General features: G+C 65.9%; 24 protein-coding genes and 2 tRNA genes. 14 read left to right on the forward strand and 12 right to left on the reverse strand.

Going from position 1 to position 24268, the window contains the following annotated elements; all coding sequences use genetic code 11:
• The first annotated feature begins 73 nt into the window (after window positions 1-73).
• The 4 genes from BKK79_RS32115 to BKK79_RS32130 all read left to right on the forward strand — a co-directional run bounded on the left by BKK79_RS32115 (window position 74) and on the right by BKK79_RS32130 (window position 3388).
• The gene (locus BKK79_RS32115) at window positions 74-1360 is read left to right on the forward strand and encodes an amidohydrolase family protein (RefSeq protein ID WP_071039868.1); all 1287 of its coding nucleotides are present in this window, start codon (window positions 74-76) and stop codon (window positions 1358-1360) included.
• 146 nt (window positions 1361-1506) lie between these two features.
• Window positions 1507-1593, forward strand: a tRNA-Leu gene (locus tag BKK79_RS32120).
• A gap of 741 nt (window positions 1594-2334) precedes the next feature.
• Entirely contained in the window at window positions 2335-3198 is an 864-nt protein-coding gene (locus tag BKK79_RS32125; protein ID WP_071020583.1) for a hypothetical protein, read from the forward strand.
• Window positions 3199-3311: 113 nt separating this feature from the next.
• A tRNA-Arg gene (locus BKK79_RS32130) sits at window positions 3312-3388 on the forward strand.
• Window positions 3389-3424: 36 nt separating this feature from the next.
• On the opposite strand, the gene BKK79_RS32135 is transcribed toward BKK79_RS32130, so the two are convergent.
• From BKK79_RS32135 to BKK79_RS32140, 3 genes are read right to left on the reverse strand one after another with little or no spacing between them, the layout of a single operon-like run.
• Window positions 3425-4429, reverse strand: coding sequence for a tyrosine-type recombinase/integrase (locus BKK79_RS32135; RefSeq protein WP_442873310.1), 1005 nt, complete (start codon window positions 4427-4429; stop codon window positions 3425-3427).
• Window positions 4339-4770: a helix-turn-helix domain-containing protein gene (locus BKK79_RS42390; RefSeq protein WP_157128573.1), complete on the reverse strand. Its 432-nt coding sequence runs from the start codon at window positions 4768-4770 to the stop codon at window positions 4339-4341. Before BKK79_RS42390 ends, BKK79_RS32135 begins: the two co-directional genes overlap by 91 nt.
• On the reverse strand, window positions 4658-5782 hold the full coding sequence (locus tag BKK79_RS32140) for a replication initiation factor domain-containing protein (protein WP_084085447.1): 1125 nt from the start codon (window positions 5780-5782) through the stop codon (window positions 4658-4660). The genes BKK79_RS42390 and BKK79_RS32140 overlap by 113 nt, the downstream gene beginning before the upstream one ends.
• 419 nt (window positions 5783-6201) lie before the next feature.
• On the opposite strand from BKK79_RS32140, the gene BKK79_RS41290 reads away from it, so the two are divergent.
• Both BKK79_RS41290 and BKK79_RS41295 read left to right on the forward strand, forming a co-directional pair.
• Window positions 6202-6723 carry a hypothetical protein gene (locus BKK79_RS41290; protein WP_198173356.1) on the forward strand — a complete coding sequence of 174 codons (522 nt, stop codon included), beginning with the start codon at window positions 6202-6204 and terminating at the stop codon, window positions 6721-6723.
• A gap of 169 nt (window positions 6724-6892) precedes the next feature.
• Window positions 6893-7363, forward strand: coding sequence for a biosynthetic peptidoglycan transglycosylase (locus BKK79_RS41295; protein WP_232346477.1), 471 nt, complete (start codon window positions 6893-6895; stop codon window positions 7361-7363).
• A gap of 281 nt (window positions 7364-7644) precedes the next feature.
• Here the strand turns inward: BKK79_RS41295 and BKK79_RS32145 are convergent, their stop codons facing one another.
• A complete protein-coding gene (locus BKK79_RS32145; RefSeq protein WP_084085451.1) occupies window positions 7645-8865 on the reverse strand; it encodes a GGDEF domain-containing protein in 1221 nt (406 codons plus the stop codon).
• Window positions 8866-9950: 1085 nt separating this feature from the next.
• Here BKK79_RS32145 and BKK79_RS32150 point away from each other — a divergent pair.
• Window positions 9951-10319: a hypothetical protein gene (locus BKK79_RS32150; protein ID WP_071039871.1), complete on the forward strand. Its 369-nt coding sequence runs from the start codon at window positions 9951-9953 to the stop codon at window positions 10317-10319.
• A gap of 23 nt (window positions 10320-10342) precedes the next feature.
• Here the strand turns inward: BKK79_RS32150 and BKK79_RS32155 are convergent, their stop codons facing one another.
• From BKK79_RS32155 to BKK79_RS32165, 3 genes are all read right to left on the reverse strand, one after another.
• Window positions 10343-10537: a hypothetical protein gene (locus BKK79_RS32155; protein ID WP_071039872.1), complete on the reverse strand. Its 195-nt coding sequence runs from the start codon at window positions 10535-10537 to the stop codon at window positions 10343-10345.
• 167 nt (window positions 10538-10704) lie between these two features.
• The gene (locus tag BKK79_RS32160) at window positions 10705-11991 is read right to left on the reverse strand and encodes an MFS transporter (RefSeq protein ID WP_071039873.1); all 1287 of its coding nucleotides are present in this window, start codon (window positions 11989-11991) and stop codon (window positions 10705-10707) included.
• The gene (locus BKK79_RS32165; protein ID WP_071039874.1) at window positions 11988-13436 is read right to left on the reverse strand and encodes an N-acyl-D-amino-acid deacylase family protein; all 1449 of its coding nucleotides are present in this window, start codon (window positions 13434-13436) and stop codon (window positions 11988-11990) included. The genes BKK79_RS32160 and BKK79_RS32165 overlap by 4 nt, the downstream gene beginning before the upstream one ends.
• Window positions 13437-13554: 118 nt before the next feature.
• Between BKK79_RS32165 and BKK79_RS32170 the strand changes: the two genes are divergently transcribed.
• Entirely contained in the window at window positions 13555-14490 is a 936-nt protein-coding gene (locus tag BKK79_RS32170; RefSeq protein ID WP_083384552.1) for a LysR substrate-binding domain-containing protein, read from the forward strand.
• A gap of 25 nt (window positions 14491-14515) precedes the next feature.
• On the opposite strand, the gene BKK79_RS32175 is transcribed toward BKK79_RS32170, so the two are convergent.
• A complete protein-coding gene (locus BKK79_RS32175; protein ID WP_071040513.1) occupies window positions 14516-14857 on the reverse strand; it encodes a hypothetical protein in 342 nt (113 codons plus the stop codon).
• A gap of 425 nt (window positions 14858-15282) precedes the next feature.
• Between BKK79_RS32175 and BKK79_RS32180 the strand changes: the two genes are divergently transcribed.
• From BKK79_RS32180 to BKK79_RS39580, 6 genes are all read left to right on the forward strand, one after another.
• Window positions 15283-15468 (forward strand): DUF3562 domain-containing protein, encoded by a 186-nt coding sequence (locus BKK79_RS32180; RefSeq protein ID WP_071039875.1) that lies wholly within the window; start codon window positions 15283-15285, stop codon window positions 15466-15468.
• A 255-nt stretch (window positions 15469-15723) separates the two neighbouring features.
• Window positions 15724-16032 carry an amino acid ABC transporter permease gene (locus BKK79_RS32185; RefSeq protein ID WP_071020565.1) on the forward strand — a complete coding sequence of 103 codons (309 nt, stop codon included), beginning with the start codon at window positions 15724-15726 and terminating at the stop codon, window positions 16030-16032.
• A gap of 436 nt (window positions 16033-16468) precedes the next feature.
• Complete coding sequence (locus BKK79_RS42395) at window positions 16469-16627, forward strand: high-potential iron-sulfur protein (RefSeq protein ID WP_084085455.1); 159 nt, start codon at window positions 16469-16471, stop codon at window positions 16625-16627.
• A gap of 256 nt (window positions 16628-16883) precedes the next feature.
• Entirely contained in the window at window positions 16884-19523 is a 2640-nt protein-coding gene (gene ligD / locus BKK79_RS32190; RefSeq protein ID WP_071039876.1) for a DNA ligase D, read from the forward strand.
• 88 nt (window positions 19524-19611) lie between these two features.
• Window positions 19612-19944 carry a DUF883 family protein gene (locus tag BKK79_RS32195; protein ID WP_071039877.1) on the forward strand — a complete coding sequence of 111 codons (333 nt, stop codon included), beginning with the start codon at window positions 19612-19614 and terminating at the stop codon, window positions 19942-19944.
• A 180-nt stretch (window positions 19945-20124) separates the two neighbouring features.
• Window positions 20125-20343 carry a DUF2188 domain-containing protein gene (locus tag BKK79_RS39580; protein ID WP_083384545.1) on the forward strand — a complete coding sequence of 73 codons (219 nt, stop codon included), beginning with the start codon at window positions 20125-20127 and terminating at the stop codon, window positions 20341-20343.
• 217 nt (window positions 20344-20560) lie between these two features.
• On the opposite strand, the gene BKK79_RS32200 is transcribed toward BKK79_RS39580, so the two are convergent.
• The 4 genes from BKK79_RS32200 to BKK79_RS32215 form a co-directional block, all read right to left on the reverse strand.
• A complete protein-coding gene (locus BKK79_RS32200; protein ID WP_232346367.1) occupies window positions 20561-21586 on the reverse strand; it encodes a hypothetical protein in 1026 nt (341 codons plus the stop codon).
• Window positions 21562-21765 carry a CsbD family protein gene (locus tag BKK79_RS32205; RefSeq protein ID WP_071020559.1) on the reverse strand — a complete coding sequence of 68 codons (204 nt, stop codon included), beginning with the start codon at window positions 21763-21765 and terminating at the stop codon, window positions 21562-21564. Before BKK79_RS32205 ends, BKK79_RS32200 begins: the two co-directional genes overlap by 25 nt.
• A gap of 495 nt (window positions 21766-22260) precedes the next feature.
• Window positions 22261-23361: a porin gene (locus BKK79_RS32210; RefSeq protein ID WP_071039878.1), complete on the reverse strand. Its 1101-nt coding sequence runs from the start codon at window positions 23359-23361 to the stop codon at window positions 22261-22263.
• Window positions 23362-23520: 159 nt separating this feature from the next.
• The gene (locus BKK79_RS32215) at window positions 23521-24033 is read right to left on the reverse strand and encodes a hypothetical protein (RefSeq protein ID WP_071039879.1); all 513 of its coding nucleotides are present in this window, start codon (window positions 24031-24033) and stop codon (window positions 23521-23523) included.
• Between the last annotated feature and the right edge of the window lie 235 nt (window positions 24034-24268).

Consider the following 24268-nt stretch of genomic DNA (forward strand, 5'->3'; position numbering starts at 1 on the left):
CCCGGACGTCCCGGACGTCCCGGTCGCCGCGGCATACTGGCGGGATCACGTACGGTAACCACAGGGACCCACCATGCTCGACCTGATCCTGCGCCACTGCAGCCTGCCCGACGGGCGTAGCGACATTGACATCGGCATCGCCGGCGCCCGCATCGTGGCGCTGGAGCCGGCGCTTGCCGCCAGCGCCGGCGAAGAGATCGATGCCGCCGGACAACTGGTGTCGCCGCCTTTCGTCGATGCCCACTTCCATATGGACTCGACCCTTTCCTACGGGCATCCGCGCGTGAACCGCTCGGGCACGCTGCTGGAAGGGATCGCGCTGTGGGGGGAACTCAAGCCCCTGCTGACGCAAGAGGCCCTGGTCGAGCGGGCACTGGCCTATTGCGACTGGGCGGTGGCCAAGGGCCTGCTGGCGATCCGCTCGCACGTGGACGTGTGCGATCCGCGGCTGCTGGCGGTGGAGGCGCTGCTGCACGTGCGCGAACGGGTCCGGCCCTATCTCGATCTCCAGCTCGTCGCCTTTCCGCAGGACGGTCTGCTACGCGCGCCGGGCGCGCTGGACAACCTGCGCCGCGCGCTCGACATGGGGGTGGACGTGGTCGGCGGCATCCCGCACTTCGAGCGGACCATGGCCGATGGGACAGAGTCGGTGCGCATCCTCTGCGAACTGGCGAGCGAGCGCGGCCTGCGCGTCGACATGCATTGCGACGAAAGCGACGATCCGATGTCGCGGCATATCGAGACGCTGGCCTGCCAAAGCCAGCGCCTCGGGCTGCAGGGCAGGGTGGCGGGCTCGCACCTGACCTCGATGCATTCGATGGACAACTACTACGTGTCGAAACTGCTGCCCCTGATGCGCGAGGCCGGCGTGGCCGCCATCGCCAACCCGCTGATCAATATCACGCTGCAGGGGCGGCACGACACCTATCCGAAGCGGCGCGGCATGACGCGGGTGCCGGAACTGCTGGCGGCCGGCGTGCCGGTCGCCTTCGGCCACGACTGCGTGATGGACCCCTGGTACGGCCTGGGCTCGGCGGACATGCTGGAGGTCGCGCACATGGGTCTGCACGTCGCGCAGATGACCGGCCAGGAAGCCATGCGCGAATGCTTCGCGGCGGTCACCGCGACGCCTGCCGCCATCCTCGGCCTGGAAGGCTACGGGCTGGCGCCAGGATGCCGCGCCGACCTCGTGCTGCTGCAGGCGCGCGATCCGGTCGAGGCCCTGCGGCTGCGCGCCACGCGCCTGCTGGTGCTGCGTGCCGGCAAGGTGGTGGCCAGGACGCCACCCGCGACGGCGACCCTCTACCTGTCCGGGCGCCCGCCTTCGGTCAGCTTCCAGCCGCCCCGGGGCCAGGCATGAGAGCGGGCAGCCGGCGATGCCGCGGTGGCTGCCGCCCCGCTCTGGCACATTTCTGTGACAATATTTTTGATAACCCCTTGACGTAGGCTGGGCTGCCAAGCATAATCTTGTTCTTCGCTTCGAACGCCGGTGGCGCGAGAGACGAAGCCCAGATGGCGGAATTGGTAGACGCACTAGGTTCAGGTCCTAGCGGTGGCAACACTGTGGAGGTTCGAGTCCTCTTCTGGGCACCATATCCAAAAGGCAGATGATCGCAAGATCATCTGCCTTTTTCATTTGTCCGCCCGGAAAGTCAGGTGCCTGCGCACCTGACGTGAGGACTCGAAGGGCCTGGCTTGCAAGCCAGGCCGGGGTCGCGCCAGTGTGACCGAGTCCTCTTCTGGGCACCATATTTGAAAGGCAGATGATCGCAAGATCGTCTGCCTTTTTCATTTTGTCCGCCCGGAAAGCCGGGTGCCTGCGCACTTGAGGTGGGGACTCGAGGGCCTGGCTTGCAGGTCGGGCCGGTGCGGCCGCGTGCGCTTCCGGGCGGCAATATCCGGTTCCGCGGGCAGCCGGATCGGCTTGTGATACATCGGCAGCGCCCGCCGAAAGAGCCTGCGCAGGCGGGCGCTTTGCATGCGCTTCTCGATGGTGCATCGCCTGCCGCATGAGCGGCGTTTCCCGTCTTTCCAGCGGTATCGGCAGCGCCGCCGCGCTGCCTCGTCCACGAAGTGTTACGTCGCTGTATCAAGGCCGCGCCGACCTCCGCGCGCAGCGTTGGCGCCCGCTCGCCGGCGCCTTACACGGCCTTGCGCAATCGCCTATGCTCAAGCAAATCGGGCGGCGTTCATTGGGCAGAGGGGCGCGCCATGTGTGTTGTCTTGTCATGGTCGAGAGAGGGAGAGTCCGGACGCCGGTCCGGACTTCGGCGTCGTATTGTCGCCTGCGGCACTGCGGCGCCTCCCCATGCTTCCCGCCGCTGCGGGCTGCTGTTGCTGCTGCAACTGTTGCTGCTGCCGGCCTTCGTTCAAGCTGAGGAATCCTCTGTCGAGTGGCGCCAGCCCCGTGCTGGCGACACGGCAGCCGATCGCGATGGCATGGTGGCCGCAGCCGCCGTGACCGGCGCCGCCACGGTAGCGCAGGATGCGCCGGCGGCGGTGGCCTCACTGGGGCGGCCGCTTGCGGGCGCCACGCCGTCGGCTGGCCTCGGCGGCACGGCAGAGGCGGCGGCTCGCAAGGCCGAGTCATTCACCTCGCCGATTCCGGCGCAGGTCGAGCCGGTCGAGTATGAGCGGCAGGCAGCGCCGGTGGGCGGCTATGGCTACAGCGGCGTGCCGGGCACCAGCCTGGCCGAGCGCGAGGCCGCGCTGGCCGCCCGGGCCGGCGCGGAGCCGCCGGCCATGCACGTCGACGATGCCACCACCGCGATCGGCTTCGTCGATGCCCGCAGCAACGCTATGTCGCTTGCCTATGACCGCGTGTTGCCTGGTGCGGGCGGCGTGACCATCCAGTCGCGCTTGCAGTTTGCCTACCAACCGGGCGGAGGCCCCGGCCATCCGATCTTCGGCGACCAGTTGCTCGATGCCAGCGCGGCCGGGGTGGCGGTGCGCCTGTACAGTGCGCAGCCCACCCGGCTGGCGGGGGTCTACCCCTTCGTCGAAGCCGACTGGTGGCAGAACAGCCGTACCCAGACGATCAACGTCAACGGTACCAAGGTCGACGCGGACCTGCTGCGCGGATTGTTCTCGGTCAATGTCGGCGCGCATGGCAACACGGTCAGCGGCATGAACCTGTGGCTCAAGGTGAAGGCGGGGCACAGCGGCGGCGCAACGGTCGGGGCGCGCTATCGCTGGTAGCGCGGGGCCGGCAGGCCGAGGCCCTTCGATGCCCCTCGGACGCCATATCTTAGGGCGTCATAAGAAAATGCTTGCGTTCGGTGCGAAGCTGGTCAATAATTGCGTCCTCGCGTGCGGCTGTAGCTCAGTTGGATAGAGTACTTGGCTACGAACCAAGGGGTCGTGGGTTCGAATCCTGCCAGCCGCGCCACCTATTAGAAGGGCTTCCAGCGATGGAAGCCCTTCGTCATTTGGGCTCTTGTGCCAGCTTTGTGTCGTGATCCGAACTCGCCAAGTCCCGCAGGGGCGTGAGGCGGTCAGCATAGGGCGCCAGGTGCTCCGCCGACAGATGCGCGTACCGCCGCACCATCTCCGGACTTTCCCAGCCCCCTAATTCCTGCAAGGCAAACAACGGCGTGCCGTTCTGTACGTGCCAGCTTGCCCAGGTATGCCGCAAATCATGCCAGCGGAAGTCCTGGATGCCGGTCCGTTCCAGTGCCGCGTACCAAGCCTTGGTGCTGACCTGGGTGATCGGCTTGCCCCGGAAGGAGAAGACGTGCGTGGTGTGCTTCCCGACCTGCTTGAGAAGGATGCCCGCCGCCTCCGCGTTCAGAGGCACGGCAATCGCCTTGCGGGCCTTGGCCTGATCCGGGTGTATCCACGCTACCGAGCGGGAGAGATCTAGCTGCGACCACTCCAGCCCGGTGACGTTGGCCCGACGCAAGCCGGTGGCCAGCGAGAACGCCGCCATGTCTGCCAAATGCTCCGGCAACGCGGCCAGTAGCCGTTGCGCTTCATCTCTGGCCAGGAAGCGAATGCGGCGGGTCGGCTCGGGCAGCATCCGAATCTTCGGCGCCTTGTCGAGCCATTCCCACTCATTCTCCGCCTTGCGCAGCACGGCACGCAGGACTTCCAGCACGCGATTGGTCGTCGCATTACTAACCCCCTCGGCAAGCTTGGCCTGCGTAATCCGGTCAACCAGCGCGCGGTTGATCTGATCGAGCGGCCTACCGCCCAAGAAACGATCGAGCAAGCGCAGATGGATCTTGTCCGTCTCGATCGTCGCCTTGTGGCCTTGCTCCTTGCGCCAGCGAACGACTGCATCGTTCCAGGAACGTTGTGGTCGTTCACCCAACTTGCTGATGCGCCAGGCTTCGGCCTTCAGCTTGTCGTGCAGCTCTTGCGCGAGGGTTTTGCTTTCGGTCGCAGCAGATCGGCGTATTCGTTCACCGTTGGGGGCGACGAAGTCGATCCACCAGACCGTTCCACGTTTGCGAAGTGACATAGATCGGGTTCCTTTCCTAATGTCACTTGCAACGCCTGCCGGGGTCGAGCATAGAGGGAGCGCACATAATCAGCAAGATCCTGGTCGATGAACACCCAGGCGCGGCCAGCCTTACCTCCTGGAATCTGCCCGCGCTTGGCTCGTCGCCGCACTTCCTCGGGATGCATCTTGAGGAAGGCGGCAGCCTCCTTGAGATCAAGCGTCCGCATCCTGATCCCCCGCGCCGGGCAGGCCGGTACTGTAGGGCACCAGCCGCTTCGGAATGCCATCGCGCCGAAGCTTCTCGACCACTGTGGCGGCGTTTTCATCGTGGAGCCGCATCAAAACGTTGATCGCCTTGCCTGATAGGCGGCTGGCGTTGTCCGTCATAACCTCGACGCTCATGGCGGCGGCCTTCTGGCACATCTTGATCTTCGATTGGACCGCCGACAGGAACGCGAGGCAGGGATAGGCGCCGGCCAGGTATTGGCCCGGCACGTCCAGCGTCTCCCAGGGAATCACGCGGTTCTTGCCGCGCAGTTCCAGCTCAACGCGGCACCAGGGGCTGTCCGGGTGGCCGAGCTGCTTGCCCTTTTCGTAGCAGCGCAGCAGCTTGTGCGCACGTGTGCCGATGTAGAGGGTTCGTCCATCAGTGCCGTCCGTCCAATCTCCCGCGTGCTTGAGCTTGCCGTTACGGCCCCCGCAGTTGAAGCCATTGGCGTGATACCAGGCCAGGATCTGCTCGATATTGCAGACGCGCCCCTCGAAGTCATCGCGGGCCAGGTCGATGCGCGAGATCTTGGATTCGAGCGCGTTGCCCCAGGCCGCCAACCCGCGCCAGTCCTGAATGCGGGCGCAGCCCGTGCCGTTGATTTCGACATGGATGGTGTTGCGTTGATGCCGGCCACCCCAGGCCACGATGCCGAACTCGCCCAGCCGCGCGCTTTGCATATAGCCATTCCAGCCAGTCGTGCGGATTTCAGTCACGGCGAGCGTCGTCAGCCGCTCCATCTCTTGGAATACCCATTCGAGCGCCTTGCCGGGCGGTGGCACAAGCGTGAAGCCGAGCCAGTCCACATGTGCAGCTTGGGGAGGAACGGTTTCGTCCGGGAGTGGGTGTAGCCGGTAATCGAGGCGCCCACTACGGTAGGTCACCAACTCCATATGCTCCGTGGCGCGGTCCGGGAAAGCCGGGATCGCAGGGTTGTCGGAGGGGGGGATGGGGTGTCTTTTATCCCGTATTACTAGACGGGATGATTGCGCAGCGTTCGCCGCCGCATCCTGCGGATGCAGCGGTCGATCCGCCGCGCCCTGGATTTCCTTGCTCGAATGCTCGGACATGATGACTCCAATCGCGTTGGGCGACGGAGTCACGATCAGGGGAATGCAAGTGAGCGCGCTCCGCCGCCAGTTAAGGGGGGGAGTCACAGGCGTACGGTGACGTACGTCGCGCGCTCAGATAAGACGATCCGGCCTTTATGTTCCAGTGGGAGCTATGTCAGTGTCCGATCAGCCCAATTTGCCTGAATGTGCGAACTATGCGCGATATGGTGGGGGCTGACTCTCGATGCGGAAGCTCAATCTTCAGTGTCTGGTGCTGGTAGGGTAGTAGGTCTGCGCTTTAGCTGGGGTGATTTGTACCTGTGACGTCACAATGCTACGATGCGCTCTTGGCAGGATCAAGGGGGTAAAAGTGCTACCGGCGAGCCCCCTGTCGTCCGCGAACAACAATGGTTCAATAAGCGCTGTCGGGAAGAAAAATGGATTCCGCATTTTGGGGGCAGTTTTGGCCAGGATTTTATGCCAACCTTGCGAGTACCATTCTGGGTGGTATTTTGCTTACCGTGATATTTTTCCTATTTAAGGAGAAATTTTTCTCGCTCCCGGTTGTTGCCGGTGTCTGGGAGTGTGAAACGATAGTCAATGAAACTGAATATAACCCTTACAGGGGGATGAAGGTTTGGTACAAAATCACGTTGCTGCAGTCCGGTGCTTCTGTAGTGGGCATGGGGGAGAAAGACCGGGAAGTTGCCGCCAAAGGGGCGTATGAATTCTCCGGTGCGCAGCGAAGAACAACGGATATATCTGGTTCTATAACTAAGCGATTTTTTGGGTCGGATGAGATTGTAATTTTCTGGCGGGAAGATGGACAGAAAAGAGAGACTGCAACTTTCTTCAGACTGCGGGTATCCGGGTGCAAACGAAAGGGCGGACTTAGGGGCACTTTCTATACAACTGCGGCGCAGAGCCGTGGAGAGGCGTTTTGGAAGCGCATCGCATAACTGGTGCTCACTATTCTTTGTCCAGGCGGCTGGACTCACATGGTTTTTCTGCTGGCTTCTTTCGAGGACGATCTATCGCAGTCAGGCTAAAAATCTTCAGGAGAGAATCTCAGCGATCTGCGGCACTATTGTCTTCAGTAATATTGGCGCAAAGCTTATGGTCGCTGTTATCGTAGCCGAGGATCATAGATTCTTTTTGCATAAGGGTGTTGATCACGTCGCAATCCTCAGAGCAGTCGTTTGTAACTTAAAGGGGCGAAGGGAAGGCGGTAGTACGCTTGAGCAGCAAGTGGTGAGAGTACTGACGGGCGATTATCGATTGAAAGTTGGTCGAAAGTTGAGAGAAATGGCGCTGGCCACTCGAATCGGCGAACAACTGAGTAAGGAACAATTGCTTCGCCTATATCTAGAAATCGCGTATTTTGGCAAGGATGCCATTGGGGTCGCAGCGATCGCCAAGAAACTGGGGTTCGATCCTGCTGGGATGTCCTCGGATGAGGCAGCACAAGTCGCTGCATGCATAAAATATCCGTATGCTAGCGGTGAGTCTGAGCAGAGAGCAGAGCGTCGGGTCAAGCGAGTGGAGCGCATCATGAAAAGGCATCGAGGTGTTGAGAATGCTAGATCTGCGCCGGAGTGAAACCGGGTGTGCCGTGTTTGTGGCAGGCTTCAGTTGCAAGGGGCAATGTCAGGCGTTGCAAGTTGTTGATTAAATTGAGAGAGTTCTTTGGCTAATATGCCTACGAACCAAGGGGTCGTGGGTTCGAATCCTGCCAGCCGCGCCACCTATTAAAAAAGGGCTTCCGGAAACGGAAGCCCTTTTTTCATTGCATCGTTCCTCCCTTCAGCATCACCGATTTCAGCATCACCGATTTCAGCATCACCGATGCATCACCGATCGTACCGTCGCGCCGGCGCCGTTCAGGCGGCGCCGGCGACGGCCGCGCGCGCCAGCAGCGGCGTGGCATCGACCGTGTCTTCCGCGGCGCGCACGCGGTTGCGGCCATGTTGCTTGGCCTGGTACAGGGCCGCGTCGGCACGCGCTGCCAGTTCGGCCAGTCCTTCGCCGGGCCGCAGCGTGGCAAGGCCCGCGCTGAGGGTGTAGCCCACCGTGCCGAAATTGCCGTCGACGCGGTCGGCCGCGGCCAGCACGCGGATCCGCTCCGCGATGCGCCGTGCCGCGTTGCCGCCGAGCTCCGGCAGCAAGATGGCGAACTCCTCGCCGCCGAGGCGTCCGAGGCGATCGGCCGGCCGCGTCTGCGTGCGCGCGAGCCGGGCAAAGCGCTGCAGTACCACATCGCCGGCATGATGTCCGAAGCGGTCGTTGACGTGCTTGAAGTGGTCGATGTCGACGATCAGCAAGGTGAGGCTGAGCCCTTGCCGCCGCGCCGCGGCGAATTGCCGCGCGGCTTCGGACTCGAAGGCCTGGCGCGACAACGTGCCGGTGAGGAAGTCCGTGTTGGCCGCGTCTTCGAGCCGGCGCACGAGCCGGTCGTGGATCATTACCACGGTGCACAGTGTCATCGCTGGCATGGCCAGCGGGCCGAGCAGCAGGAAGCCGATATGCAGGCCGGCAGGCGCCAGCGAGTCGCCTGGCGCGCCATCGGCCAGCGCGGCCTGCGCCGACAGGAGGCTGCGCAGCAGGTAGACGGTGCCGAAGAACAGCGCGCAGGCGGCCGTGGCGTAGCGGCTCGCGGCATGGCGCTGGCCGACGGCTTCGCGGTCGCGCCGCAGCAGGACGATGCCTGCATGCAAGGACAAGGCGGCCTGCAGCGCGGAGACGCAGGCCACGCGCAGGTTGAAATCGTCGCGCCCGTAGCGCCACGCCACCACGCCCGCCGTCACGGCGGCGATGGCCCACCACAGCCGGCGCCAGTCGGGCCGGCGCCCGCTGAAGCGGAGCAGGCCCGCGTAGAACTGTGCCGACCCCCACAGCAGCAGGAGATTGGCGGTAATGACGGAAAGCAGGTCGCTGGCGTGGCCGCGCAAGCCGAACAGCAGCAGAGACATTGCCACCGCGACGTTGCCTTGCCACCACTGGCGTACACCGGGCACATCGCAGCGCCGCAGCGACCAGACCATGACGAGCATCATGGCGCCCAGCACTGGCATGGCGATCTGGATGGCGAGCAAGGCCGGCATCGGGGCGGGTCCTCGGGTGGATGGGGCGCGTGCCGGACCGGAGGCGGCCTGGGTGCGCGAAACGGCTGCAATGATACCCACAGAGCGAGGGATCGGAGCAAGGCGCGGCAACGCGTCGCGCCGCATGGCACGTGCAACCGTGCCGGCGGCGGCAGTGGCGGAAAGGAGAAAGGGGCAGGCAGAGGCGAGGTCTCTGCCGCCCAAGCCGCAAGTGTGCGGCAACCGGTTCGACACATGCTAACCACGGTGCCGCCTTGCCAATGCCGCGAATAGGACAGGTTTTCCGTCGGCTTTCCGCGCGCGCTGCAGCCGGCGGGGACATGGGGTTGCCGCGGGACCCGCCGCGCGGGCCGTGCAGCCGCTTGGCGGGATACCTGTGCGATGTCCTGCCGGGAGCAGGGACCATGCGCGCGAAGGGAGCAAGAAAAAAGCCGCCAGGCGAGTCGGGCCGGCGGCATGGAGAAGCGAAACGAGGAGCACCGTGTGGTGTCGAATTCAGTCTAGTTCTGCGCGCGACAAGCGAATGCAATCAATTGTGAGTGGTCCAGGCAGCATGGCGGGGCCATCGGCCGGCGCCGCTTGCCTGCCCGCGGCGAAAAAACGCCCCGGTCCGGGGTGATGGACCGGGGCGTGGGAACGTAGCCAATCCAACTGTGCAATCCAACTGTGGAAGCCTGTCTTCGCGCCTCTGGAATCAGCCGGCTTCGATTATTGCCGCTCCCGGCCCTCGCGGGCGGTTTCCCCGCGGGGGTCCCTGGCATGCTGATGCTTTACCGCAACTCACTCAAACAAGGTATGCCGCCTGCGGCGGCCCCGCGCCTGATACACCGGATCCCGGACGGGTGCCGCCGGAGACACCGCCGGAATGGAATCCCTAACAAGGCGGGACAGGAAAATTCAGATCGCACGGCCGTGCCACGTGCCCGGCATTTCGCTAAAGTGGGCTCGCTTCACATCCGGCCGGCATCGTGCTGGTGCCGCCGGCGGGCGTGCACCGCTGCACCGGCATCTCGTCCGGCGGCGACAACATGGGGGGGAGCATCATGAGGCAAGGAGGTCGACAGTGGGAGAGCAGCGCGGAGTGGATGCAAGCGGTTCTGCTGGGGCATTTCAAGGCCTCGCTCTGGCATGCGCCGCATGCGCCGGCGGGCCGGCAATACGCGCGTGACTGGACCGGCCATGGCCGCATTCCCACGCTGCGGCCGGGTGGACAGGCGGAACTGCCGCCGGGCGCCTGTGCCTGGCCGCACCAGATCGGCGAGCGGGTGGGGAGCTTCACCTGCATCTCGTGGCCGCGCGGCCTGAAGCGCAAGCGCGCGGCCTATCGCTGCCAGTGCGGGCAAGAACTGCTGGCGGGTTGGGAGCGCATCGCACGCGGGACCGCCCGCTGTACGGCCTGCGATCCGCTGCGGGGACAGGCCGCGTCGCGCCAGCGGCCGGCTGCTCCGGCCTGACGGGGCGGGCGTGCCTGGCCACGCTATTCCGGCGCGACCGGCAGGCCGCTTGCCTGCGCCAGGCGCGTGAGCGCGTCCCAGTCGATCGCCAGTGCGCGCTGGCATTGCGGGCAGGGCAGTGGCGCGGGCATGCGGCCGGAGATCGCGTTCTGCAGCGTCTCGGCGTGGACGTGGCCGCAGTGCGTGCAGGTGAAGAAGATGGGGATCGGTGACTTCATGGCAGCCTCCGCAGATCGCCTGTTTCCGTTTCCGTTTCCGGTATAGGCAGGGCGCTGCAAAGTCTGTCGAAAAGCCGGAGGCCTCCGTGTCAACGCCGTATCAACGCACCCCGCACGCAGTGCCCGGCGCGGTACTGCGCCGGGCACCGGATGCCGCCCCGGTGGCGTCAAGGCCGCCGCGGCCGGCTTTCGCCGCCTGCCGCTTCGGCTCCCGCGCGCACCGTGGCGCCGCGCCAACGGGCGGCCGCGCTGCCGCTTGCGGCCTCCGCGGCGGGGCGCCAGCCCAGGGACAGCAGAAAGGCCGCGATTCCCGTGGCCAGCAGGAAGCCGAAGGCGGGCTGGAAGTTGTCCTGGAAACGCGCGATCAGCAGGCCCATGACCGCGGGGGCGATAGCGCCGGCCAATTGCCCGCCGAAGTTGATCAGGCCAGTGGCATTGCCCACCATCTCGTCGGGCCGCCGCTTGAGCGGGATGGCGAACACGGTGGCATAGACGAAGTTGTAGGACAGGGTGCTGAGCACCCAGCAGGCCATCAGCACGACCAGGGAATCGGTCTGCATCACCACCGCCAGCGCCGCCACGCCCAGGGCCGAACTGGCGGCCATGCAGAGCCGCTCGCGCCCCTGGCCGGCCTTGTCGAGCAGCCAGCCCACGCCGTTGAGGCCGAGGAAGGCGAGCAGATAGGGCAGGGCCGCCATCAGGCCGGCGTGCAGCAGGTCGACGTGGTGCACGCGCATCAGGTAGGTCGGCATCCAGGCCTGCATGCCGAGGGCGCCCATATTCTTCAGGAACCAGATCATCGAGGTCTTGCGCACCATGGGGATGCGCAGCACCTGCAGCAGGCTGGCGCCGGCGCGCGGCGGCATGGCGCTGGCCGCTGCCACGGGCGGCCGGATAGCCAGCCAGAGCAGCCCGGCCAGGCCGATGCCGACCAGCCCGAGCCAGTGATAGGTGGCGCGCCAGCCATACTGGCTGATCGCCGCGGCCGCCACGCCGGAGCCGACCGCGCCGCCGAGCAGCACGCTGCTGATGACGAAGGACTTGGCGCGTGCGCGCTCGGCCCTGGGAAAGACCTCGGCAATGGTGACCGAGCTGGCCGGCGAGAAGCCGCCCTCGCCGATGCCGAACAGCAGGCGCACGGCGACCAGGGAGGCGAGCGACCAGGCCTGGCCGGTCAGGCTGGTGAAGAGCGACCAGGAAAAGACGCAGAAGAGCAGGATGCGCCGGGCGCCGAAGCGGTGCGCCATCCAGCCGCCGGCGATCTGCATCACCGCGTAGCTGACGTAGAAGGCGCTGAGCACATAGCCGGCCGCGCGGGCATCGAGCGCGAACTCGCGCGAGATCGGCACGATGGCCGTGCTGATGGCAATGCGGTCGGCATAGCCGACCAGCCAGGCCAGGAACAGGCAGGCGAGCACGGCGCCGCGCCGGCGCGGGGAGTAGGCGGAGTTCATGCCCTGCTCCCGTCGCCCGCGCCGCGCCCCAGCAGGCGGCCGGCGCGCTGGCCGGTCGGCGCACTGTCTTCCCACACCGGCCGGCCGTTGGTGAAGACGTGGAGGATACCGCTGGACGGCAGCGCCGGGTTCTCATAGGTCGCGTTGTCGCGCACGGTGGCGGGATCGAACACCGTGATGTCGGCGAACCAGCCTTCGCGCAGCAGGCCGCGCCGCAGCAGGCCGAAGCGCTGCGCGGGCAGGCCGGTCATCTTGTGAACGGCGCGCTCCAGCGGCATCAGGCCGAGATCGCGCGCATAGCGGCCGAGCACGCGCGGGAAGGTGCCCCACAGGCGCGGATGCGGCTGCGGCTGGTCATTGACGCCGTCGGAGCCGATCATGGCGAGGTCGTGGTTGAGGATGCGGCGCACGTCGTCCTCGCTGAGCATGAAGTAGGTGGCGCCCGCCGGGTGCAGGGCCTCGCACAGCGCCTCGACCGTGCAGCCGCGCTCCTGCGCCAGTTCGCGCGCGTCGCGGCCCACCACCTCGGGGTAGCGCGCGCAATGCGTGATCAGGGTGCGCTGCGAGATGCGGACGCGGTCCGCGCGCAGCATGGTGGACGAGGCATCGTAGGGATAGACGTCCATGCCGACCGCCTGCGTGGCGGCCATGGCTTCGATGGCCGCCAGGGTCTCGCGCGAGCGGCCATGGTTGCGCACGCCGGCACACTTGTGATGCGAGATGACGACCGGCACGCCGAGCGCGCGGCCGATGGCCGCGGTTTCCTTGAGCGACGCCATCACGCCGTCGGCCTCGTCGCGCATATGCGTGGTGAAGATGCCGCCGGCGCCGCGCAGGGGCGCGCAGACGCGGATGATCTCGTCGGTGGTGGCGGCGCGCGCCGGCGGGTAGAAGGTGCCGGTGGATATGCCGAGCGCACCGGCGGCCAGCGCGTCGGACAACAGGGCCCGCATGGCGCCGATCTCGCTGTCGCTGGCGCTGCGCGTGATGTCCGGCATCACGCTGGCGCGCAGCGAGGAATGCCCGACCAGGGCGCCGACGTTGACCGCGCCGGGTCGGTCGCGCAGTGCGCCGAGGTAGTCGGCGAAGTGCTCGAAGCCGGCGCGGCCGGCCGCGGAGGAGCCCATCAGTTCCGCTGCGCGGGAGGCTGGCGCGGCGCTGATGCCGCAGTTGCCGACGATCACGCTGGTCACGCCCTGCGAGACCTTGGCGCGCATCTCGGGTCGCACCAGGACTTCGGCGTCGTCGTGGGTATGGGTATCAATGAAGCCAGGCGCCACCGCCATGCCGCTGACGTCGATTTCCCGCCGCGCGCGGGCGCCGTCGAGCCTGCCGATGGCGGCGATGCACTCGTCCTGGATGGCGACATCGGCGCGGCTGGCGACGCTGCCGCTGCCGTCGATCACCCGTCCGCCGCGCAGGATCAGGTCGTAGTGTCCGGTCATCTTGCCTTTCCTGGTTATCATTAGGAAATGGCATGCTAATCAATGCTATGGCCTTGAAAAAAGCGAATATTTTTGATGATTGCATGAGAATCTAGAATGCAATCGGGAGGGAAGTGCGATGAAGAGAGGATTGCGGCGCAATATTCCGTCGAGCGACAGCCTGGTCATCTTCGAGGCCGCCGCGCGCCACCTGAGCTTCACCCGCGCCGGCGAGGAACTGGGCCTGACGCAGGGCGCGATCAGCCGGCAGATCCTCGACCTCGAAGCCTTTCTCGAGGCACCGCTGTTCGACCGTTCACGGCGCGCCCTGGCCCTGACCGAGGCCGGCCGAGACTATCGGGACAGCGTGTGCCCGCTGCTCGACGCGCTGGAGAGCGCCACGCTGCAGGCACAGGCTCAGCGCACGCTGCGCCGCGCTATCAACCTCTCGGTGGCGGCGAGCTTCTGCAACCGCTGGCTGATTCCCAAGCTGCCTGGCTTCGTGTCGCGCCATCCGGGCGCGCTGGTCAACGTGTCGTCGCGCGTGGGCCGTATCGACCTCGATAGCAGTCCGTTCGACGCCGCCATCATCAATGCGGCGGCGCCGCCGCCGGGGGTGGCATCGGTGCCGCTGATGCCGATCCGGCTCGTCCCCTATGCTTCGCCGCGGCTGCCTGGCGCGCGTCCGCCGCTCGCTGCCGCACAGTTGCGCGCCTTGCCGCTGCTGCATCTGTACGAGGCGCCCAAGGCCTGGGAGGCCTATTTCCAGGCCATGGGGGCGGCCGACGCGCCGCTGCCGGCCGGGGCCCAGCACACGCTGTTCCTGGTGAATTGCGAAGCCGCGCTGGCGGGGCTGGGGGCAGCGCTGCTGCCGCCGGAGTTCGTCGAGGAGGACGAGCGCACGGGGCGGCTGCTCCGGCTCGCGGAGCCGGCGCTGGTCGGCGATCGCAGCTATTTCCTGATCTGGCGGGAGGCGGCGGCCGAGCGTATCGCACCCTTGCGGGCGTGGATGCTGGAGACGCTGGGAGGCGTCGCGCCGGACGCGGCGCCTGGATCGGCGCCCGGGGCCCGGTAGCGGTCGCGCCCGCTTCGTGTCCGCTTCAGGGAGGCGGCGCTGCCGCCGGGGGCGCCGCGACGCTGTCGGCGCTGCCGCGCAGGCGGGTGAGTGCGCGCGTCAGCAGGCGGCCTTCTTCGGCGAGGATCGCCGACTGGAAGCGTGCCATGGCGTCCTCGACGCCGCTGCAGTCGCGCAACTCGCTGCCGCGCCGCGTGCGCAGCGCTTCGTACTCGGCCTCGATTTCCCGGCCGAGCTTGCGCGCGAACTCGGGATCGATCAGCTTCTGGCTGGCCGCGTGGGTGATGTGGTAGAGCAGGGCGGTCAGGCCCTCGGGGGTGGTTTCGCTCTCCTTCGCTGTGCGTGCACGCGCTGTTCGTGCGCTCATGGATGGATCCTCCTTGAGGCCATTGTAGTGGCCGGCCGGCGTCCGGTACATGCCACTTCCAAGGGGGGCGTACGCAGCGCGACGCTCCTTCCGGCTGCTGGACGGCACAAACAAAGAGAGCCATCGGGAGCGATGGCTCGAGGTTTCCCCGCTGCATCAATGGAAGGCACACGGGAGGCCGCCGCACACTCGGCAGGTGTGCTGGCGAAGGGTCCTTCCCGCGGGATGGCTGTCGTCGGCGCAGGCGCGCGATGTGATTCCCAGCATGTTTCACCGGCCATCGCGCAGCAGTCTGGCGGCACTCCATGGCAGGCGCGTGTCATCGCAGCAGGCTTGATATTCCTCAACCCGTCCCGTGCATCCTCTCTATACTCTGGTGACGCAGCAGGGCACAAACCTGTGCCCGCCACGACGTGGAGGGAAACATGCATACCCAGTCGCAGAAGGAATTGATCGAGAAGATCGCCGAGCAGACCGATACGCCGTTGCGGGACGTGGAAGATGCCTTCCAGGAAGCCTGGAACGACCTCAAGCAGGAGGCGCGCTTCCACGATTTCCTGCCATTGCTCGCGGCCAAGCGCGTCAGCGAGCGCTTCCGGAAGCTGCACTAGTTCACCGGGTCATTCGACGAATGGGCAATGGACGAGCGTGCAGGCAGCGCCACTGCGCCATGCCGCATGTGCCGGTGTCGTTGCGTGCCGCCTGCGCCGGCCGCTGACGTGCCGCCACGGAGATTGACATTGGTGTCCCGAATGATCACGCTGTGGATTCCATGCCGGACCGCCCGGCGGCATGGACTGGACGGAGCGTAACGGCCTTCGCGGCCGGCGCCGGTTCGGGCGGACGTTGTGCTTGGAGGAGTTGCAATGAAGACCGTGTTGTCGATAGCGCTTGCGCTCAGCCTGGGGGCCCTTGCCCTGCAGGCTTCCGCTCAAGGGTCGGGCAAGCAGTTCGATCCCTATTCCCAGGGTGCCAAGGCGGGCGACAAGTTCGACCCGTATTCGCAGGGCGCGAAATCGGGCGACAAGTTCGATGCCTATTCGCAGGGCATGAACCAGAGCACCCGCGCCGACCTGGCGGCCGAGCCGGCCAAGCCCGCGAAGGCGGTCAAGCCGCCCAAGGGAAGCCACACCAAGTCCAAGAAGGAGGAGCCGGCGGCGAAGCCGGAATCCTGATCCATCGGTTCTCCGCCAGGATCGCGAGGTCTCGATCCGTCAAATCAAAGGGTTACGTGAGTCATTTGCGTAACCCTTTGTTGTATCCCGCTTCGTATCGGCGCACCTCCCCTCCGCCCTCGGCCGCTGCGATGGCTCTCCGTGCAAACGGGCCTGGCAGCCGGGCCCGCGTCTGTGCCTATGACGGAGGTAGCGCGGGGTCCCGGGGAAGCGAGGGAAGCAAGGGAAGCGAGAGATGTCCTGGAGAGAACGAGAAGCGCGGCCAATGAGACATCTTTTCCGTTCCGATCCACCGCTGGCGCGGTTGCGGTATTGCCGGCTCCTTGGGGGATGCGTGCTGCTCTCAGGCGTGGCATATCTCACATGGGTGTATCTGCTGAGAGGGTGAGGGCGTCCTGAAGCCGAGGGGCAAGCCGCGGCGCGATGTCGTGGCGCGATGTCGTGGCGTGATAGCGACGCGCTTGCAGCGGAGCCACGATGTACCTGTGAATTCTTTCAAGGCATGGCTGGCGACGCGTGGGGTCCTTGCGCGGTCTCCGGTGGCAAGCAGGTTTCAGCCAATGGCCGGTGCAATTCCTGCACGAAGAAAGCCTGAGCAGATCCCCTGGATTCCTCCGCGTGCAGCCGGAGCGGGCTGGCCCATGGCCGCCAGGCCCATCGGGGCGCATGCAGGCGTTGGACCGGAGGCAACTCCACTCGCGGCGCGAAGATGCGAAGATCCGAACGCTGCAGCATCCACCAGGAAGGATGTGCACGCGGAGGATGAACGCCGTGTAGGACGCCAGCCGATTTCAGCGATCCTAAGCAGTGCCTAAGCTGAAACCACGGCACTCTTTTCCGGTGACATCGTCATGGCGAGGACCATCCGGCAGGCTCCGGCAACAGCACCAGGCGTTGCCGCGAAAGCGCAGCAAGCGACTGGCAAGCGGCTGCAGGATGCGCTCGCGCCGTACCGGCGCCGACGGGACTTCCGGACCACGCCGGAGCCGCGCGACGAGGCTGCGGCACGCCCGCGCCGCGTCGCCGGCAGGCATGGCAGAGCGCTTGCCTTCGTGGTCCAGAAACATGCCGCGCGCCGCCTGCATTACGACTTCCGCCTCGAACTGGATGGCACGCTCAAGAGCTGGGCCGTTCCCAAGGGGCCCAGCCTCGATCCGGCCGACAAGCGCATGGCGGTGCACGTGGAAGACCATCCGGTGGACTATGCCGAGTTCGAAGGCGTGATTCCGCCCGGCCAATATGGCGCGGGCACCGTCATCGTATGGGATCGTGGCGCGTGGATCCCGGAGGGCGACCCGCGTGCGGCCTATCGTGCCGGGAAGCTGACGTTCGAGTTGCGCGGGGAGAAGCTGCGCGGCCATTGGACGCTGGTCCGCATGCACGGCAACAGGCAGAAGGACCAGGATGCATGGCTGCTGATCAAGGGCCGCGACGAAGCCTCCGTGCCGATCACGGAACTCGATGTGGTGGAAGCCATGCCAGACAGTGTCCTCTCCGGAGCGGCAGGGCGAGCGCCGCGCAAGGGCGCATCAGCGCGGAAGTCAGGCAAGCCGAAGGCAGCAGAGGACGTGCCCCTGCCTCGCGGCGCCAGGGCGGCTCGGTTGCCGCTGACGCTGTCGCCACAACTGGCAACGCTGGTCGAGACGCCACCCGCCGATGAGCAGGACTGGCGCTATGAGATCAAGTTCGATGGGTATCGGCTGCTGGCGCGGATCGACGGCAAGGGCGTCCGCCTGTTCACGCGCGAGGGCAACGATTGGACTTCCAGGCTGCAAGCGGTGGCGCGCGACGTCGGGGCGCTCGGCTTGCCCGATGGCTGGTTGGATGGCGAGATCGTGGTGTTGGGCAAGCATGGAGAGACCGATTTCCAGGCGTTGCAGAACGCCTTCAGGACTTCGTCCGTCGATGCCATCCAGTACTTCGTCTTCGACCTGCCCTTCTACGCCGGCCACGACTTGCGCAAGGTGCGCCTGGCGCAGCGCCGCGGGCTTCTCAGGCGGCTCTTCGAGCGCAATACTTCGCCGCGCCTGCAATTCAGCGAGGAATTCGAGGCTGGCCCGGCTGACATGCTGGACGCGGCGTGCCGCATGAAGCTGGAAGGCGTCATCGGCAAACGCGCCGATTCGCACTACGTCAGCGCGCGCAGCAAGACATGGATCAAGCTGAAATGCACGCTGCGGCAGGAGTTCGTGATTGGAGGCTTCACCGACCCCAGGGGCAGCCGGCACGGTATTGGCTCCTTGCTGCTGGGCGTGCATGCCAGCAACGGGCACCTGCGCTATGCCGGCAATGTCGGCACGGGTTTCGACGAGCGCATGCTCAGTACTTTGCGCGCCAAGCTGGATGGGCTGGTCACTGACACGACACCATTCGACGCGCCGCCGGCATCGCTGAACGTGCATTGGGTGCGCCCGAAACTGGTGGCCGAAGTTTCGTTCGGTTCGTGGACGCGTGATGGGCGGGTGCGGCATTCGGTTTTTCATGGCCTGCGCAGTGACAAGCCCGCATCTGCCGTCATTCTCGAACAGCCTGCCGAGGTCCCCGCCGGGCCAGCACGGCCTTCACACAAGCATAAGCACGGGCACAAGCCGACTGCCGCGGGCGGGAGGGTCGCCATCAGCCACGCGGATCGCATCGTCGACCAAGCCACGGGAATCACCAAAGGAGAACTCGTGCGCTACTACGAGCGCGTGGCGCCGCTGATGCTGCCGCACCTGCGTGACCGTCCGGTCGCCCTGGTGCGCGCTCCCGACGGCGTGGGCGGCGAGCAGTTCTTCCAGCGCCATGGCGACACGCTGCGGGTCGACGGTATCCATGTTCTGGATGCCGGCCTGTGGCCGGGACATCCGGGATTGCTGGAGATCGTCTCGGCACCGGCGCTGGTGGCGGCTGCACAGCTCAACGCGATCGAGTTCCACACCTGGAATGCCAGCAAACGCAGTATCGCCAAGCCCAACCGTATCGTCTTCGACCTGGATCCCGGCAAGGGCTTGTCCTGGGCGCATATGCGCGAGGGCGCGGCGATGGTGAAGGCGCTGCTCGATGAACTTGGACTCGTCAGCTTCCTCAAGACCAGCGGAGGCAAGGGGCTGCATGTCGTGGTACCGGTGACGCCGAGGGCAGGCTGGGACGAGGTGAAGGACTTCGCCCACGCCGTGGTCTTGCATATCGCCCAGCTCATCCCGCAGCGCTTTGTCGCCAAACGCGGCGCTGAGCGGCGCGTCGGGAAGATCTTTATCGACTACCTGCGCAACGGTATCGGGGCTACCACCGTCGCGGCCTTCTCGGTGCGTGCGCGCCCTGGTCTGGGCCTGTCGATACCTGTAGGCTGGGACGAACTGGAATCGTTGGAGAGCGCCGCGGAGTGGAGCGTTTCCAACTGTGGGCGCCGGCTGGAAGCGCTGGCATCTCGTGATCCATGGGAAGCCTATGCCCGGACGCGCCAATCCATTTCGCGCGCTGCGGCCCGGCTGGCAAGCGCGCCTGGGTGAGCGGCGAGGCAGGCTGTCATGGACGTAACCCACCGAGTCACCTGCATTGCCCGGTGCGCGTTGGTGACCGCGCAAACAGGAGAGCAAGATGAACGACATCAGGACCGATTATTCGATGCATAGGGATGTATTGACGCGCGACGTCAATGCACTGCTCACCGACGTGCAGGCGCTCTTGCGCGACGTCGCGAACGAGGCCGGCACGGAGGCGGCGCAAGCGGGAACGGAGGTCGGCATGCGGCTGCGTGAACTCCAAGGGCGACTGGGCATGCTGCGTCAGACGGGCATGGAGCGCGTCTCCCAATGGGCCAACAGCACCGACCAGTATGCGCGCGAACATCCGTGGCAATGCATAGGCACCGCCGCCACGGTGGCGGCGGCCGTCAGTGCAATCGTCACGCTGTCGCTCTATCGGCGGTAGCCAGTGCCATCTCTGTCCGCGACGAGGTCGCCGCCAAACGCGCCTTCGCGCGCAGAAGAGGGGGGTCTCCCGATGGATGGCCCGCAGGCGCGAACGCCGGCGCGCCGCGGGTGCGCCGAGAGATCTTCGTGATAGGGATGTGCCCGAAGGGGAGCAACCATCGTAGTTGTGGAGACAACCATGTCAGGCGATATCCATGTTGTCCGGCACGACAGTGAGTGGGCGATTGTCATCGAGGGGCCCGGGACCCTGACGAGGTTTCCATCGCGGGAAGAAGCCATTGCTGTCGCCACCCGGCTGGCGAAATGGAACAGAGTAGGATTGCTGATTCATGATCGCAACGATCAGCTTCTTGAGCGGAATATCGTGGCCCGTGCTTCCGTGAAGCAGCGAGGCTGAACGGGAACGCCGGGAATTCCATGCGTGTTGCGCACCCCGTTGCGCGACAAGCATGCTGGACAAGCATGCTGCTGTGCCTCTTCCCTGGCAGAGGCGGTCATCGGTGTCTGGTCCACAGCGCTAGTCCACAGCGCTAGTCCACAGCATCTCGCAGCCATCGCCACGCAGGTGCCTCCTGGCGTTCCTGCGGCGGCGAAGAGCGTGGATCTGCCGCCCGCTATGGCTTCGTCTGCAGGCGCAGATACTCGTCTCGCTTCATTTGCATATACTGCTGCCGGCCAATCTCGTGCAACTGCCGCGGGTACTGCTCGCTGGCGCTGAACCAGTTGCTCAGGCGTTGCTCCAACCGCCTGTCCAGGGGGGACGATAGGGCACCCAGATAGGCATCGATGGCCAGGTAATAACGCATGGTGTTGCGCTCCGCGAGGCCGCGTACCCCCTCGATGTATTTCGGCTGCGCCGCGGACGGATCCGCCAGGTTGGTGAACCCGATCCGGCCGCGGCCGAAAGTCGCCAGATAGCCTTTCAGGGCAAGCCGCCCGACCACACCATAGCCGTAGGCGTAGGTCAGATGCAGGAACGTCCGGTGGCCACCCAGCGCCGTAGCCTCCATGACGATCCGATAGTCCCGCGTGTTCAACGGTCCGCTATCGGCATTGAGCCTTACCTGGAAGTACTCCGGGCCGGTGATGGCAGCGCCGTAGTTGAATTGCACGCGCGACGTGCTGCTGAGTTTCTCGGGGGCCTCCTCTTTGCTGATGTTCACCGTCAGTGTGCTTCCGCTGCTGCCATCCGACGCGAGGCAGTACTTGATATTCGGATGCAGCATCAACATATCGCACCAGTTCATCGGGCCTTGCGAACTCTCATTCAGGGCGTAGCGCACTGTCGTGAACGGGTAGTCCATCACCGCGTAGATTTCACCCTTGACCGTGGATGGCGATTCCTCCGAATAGAGATACAGCTGCCGCTGAAAGGCGTTATGGTCAAGCTCGGGTACGAGGTTCTGGTATATCTGGCGCAAGGCGGTGGCATCGCCGGAGCCTTGTGCCGATACCCCCTGGCTCAGCAGGCAGCATGCCGCCAGAACGGCCAGCGTGCATGCCAACCTTGTTGCGGGCCGATTGGCAGGGTTTCCTGCCGGCAGGCAGCCGGCTCCCGACGGCCGGGGCCATCTTGCAGGCCGCGCCTTGACTGCCTTGCGGCCGAACCGGATGGCTACCAGCGTACGTCCTGCTCCCATGCCTTCAGTTCTTCCTCGGCCTTCTCCTTGGTGCAGCCGTAGCGCTCCTGGATCCGGCCGATCAGTTGCTCCCGCTTGCCGTTGATTCTCGTGATGTCGTTCTCGGTGAGCTTGCCCCACTTTTCCTTGACCTTGCCTTTGACTTGTTCCCACCTGCCTTCGATCTGATCCCAGTTCATGTCTGGCTCCTTCCATTGGTGCCCCAGGCCGGCCGCGCTCCCTGAGCGTGCCTCGTCGCCTGTCCGTGTCTCAAGGTTAGGTTCGGACTGGGCGAGGAAGATGAAGGGGCAGTTCCGAAAGTTGTGTCAGATGATTCCGACGACAGCGGGCCTTGGCGGCGCAAGCGCGTCATCCTGACCCGGCAGCCCTGTCGCCGCGGTGGGGGATGGCGCCGTGGGGTTTGCCGGCCGTCCTTTCGGCCAGGCAGATGAGATGAGCGCCGGACGCATCATCGCCATGCGCTGCCCTGCGTCGCGCCAGCGCGTGGTGCGCGACATGGTGGGGCTGGCTGCCCTGAAGAAGACACCCCCGCCGGTCGGCGGGGGTGTGAACAGGAACGGGCCTCACGTCAGTGGGCCGCGTTCCAGTCTAATCCGCGCGACCACTCTTTCATCCCCACGGACGTGGGGCGTCGGCAGGGGCAGGGCGGCCGCCGAAGCGGGCGCGACGGCGGCTCAGAAGCGGTGGCGCACGCCGACGATGGCACCGAACTGGTTCTCGCCATTGGCGACCTGCGCCGAGGTGTTCACCAGCGTGGTGGCGGCGGGGTTCAGCGAGGGATTGAGGCCCGTCAGGCTGAGACCCGAGCCGTCGCGGTTCTTCGCGTAGCCGAGGATCGTGTAGAGGTCGGTGCGCTTGGACAGCGCATAGGAGCCGGACAGCACGAAGCTGTAGGGGTCGGCCGAGGTGTGCGCGACATCCGTGTAGTAGACGGCCCCGGTCACGGTCAGCGCCGGCGTCGCGCGGTACTGCACGCCGGCCCAGTAGAGATTGGTCAGCAGCGAGGTGCCGGTGCTGTCGAAGATGCCGTGGTAGTAGCGGTAGCCGGCCAGGACCTTGGCCGGGCCGAACTGGTAGGACAGGCCCAGGGTGGCGCGCCGTTCCACATTGTCCTGCAGCGCGACCGTGCTGCCGCGTGCCTCGTCGTAGGCACTGCCGATGGCGAAGGGACCGCTGGCGTAGCCCAGCGAGGCGGACCATTCCTTGCCGGCCTTGTAGGCGCCGGGGATCTCGCCCCCGGCCTGGCTGTCGTAGCCGGTGCTGTAGAGCAGGCCGTAGTTGACCGGGCCCGAGGCACCGTAGAACTTGATGGAATTGTCCGCCCGCCCCGACATCCATTTGTCGTGCATGATGACCGAGTAGCGGGTCGCGATCACCATCGGGTCGAACGACGAGGAGAAGTCGTACAGCAGGTTCTGGTGACGGCCGAAGGTCAGCGTGCCGAATTGCTGCTGCAGGCCCACGAAGGCCTGGCGGCCGAACAGGCGGCCACCCTGGTTGGCGCTGCCGGTGTCGAGGTCGAAGCCGTTCTCCAGTACGAAGACGCCCTTGAGGCCGCCGCCCAGGTCTTCCACGCCGCGCAGGCCCCAGCGGGAGGTGGACAGGTTGCCGGTCGACATCCGGACCAGCGAGCTGCCGCCGCCGCCGCTGTTGGGAACGCTGTTGATGTACTCGATGCCGGCATCGACGATGCCGTACAGCGTGACACTGCTTTGGGCAAGCGCGCTGCCGGGAATCAACGGCAGCAGCGCCAGCCAGGCGCGGGATTTCTTCATCGTGACCTTCCTTTGTCGATCTTATGCTTATCGGCGCCGCACCTGCGCGCTCCCGTGGACGGAGGGAGCAACCAGGGTGTTGCGGCGGCGCCACTATAGCGGCAGCACTACGCAGGACAAAGCCGGATCCGGAGATAGATTGTTCGCCTCCTTGGACAGTCAGGGTTTGCCGGTGTCGGGCGCGTCGACAGGGTCCGGGTCGGAAATCGTGCCGGCGTCCATGGCTGCCGCTTCGTCCGCCTCGGCCGGCACGGACTCCGACAGAAAGATCCACAGCGTGCGCACCCGCACGATGCCGTCGCCGGGTCCATCGTGGGTCAGGCGACTGGCCAGTCGCTTCAGTGTAGTCCACGACTGCGGGCGCAGTTGCGTACGCAGGACTTCCAGTTGCGCCGGTGGTACAGGCAGGTTCTCGCGATTGCCGCCGACGAGGCGCTGCAGCACGAAGACGGCGGCAGCCAGCACTGCCGCGCCGATGCCGACGTCGCTGACCTCGGGCGCGCCGAGGCTGCCGATGCTCAGGCACAGCACGGCGAACACCACGGCGCCGATGAAGAGCATGCGCGCGGCACGGTAGGCTGGCGGATAGGCCAGGCGCTGGGCGGTCGCGCGCAAGGTGTCGATTTCGTGGGCTTGCAGCCTGTGCAGTTGCTTGGGAGAGGGGAGTTTCATCGTGCTGCCAGGTCTCCGGTTGGGTTCCGGCGGGCGCTTGTGGCACGCTGTCACGGCCGTGCCGCGCGCGCCGCAGGCGCTGCTGCCGGTCGATTCGCTGCGGTCGCCGCAGCGCGGCCCGCGCTGTGATGGTAGCGCGGCGCGCCGTGCCGTCAAGGCTCCCTTGGTGGGGGTGCGCAATGCCGGCTTTGATGGCAACGCCACGCTATGCCGGTCAATTCCGCTTCATGTGGCG

The sequence above is a fragment of the Cupriavidus sp. USMAA2-4 genome, assembly GCF_001854305.1.
Classification (GTDB): Bacteria; Pseudomonadota; Gammaproteobacteria; order Burkholderiales; family Burkholderiaceae; genus Cupriavidus; species Cupriavidus malaysiensis.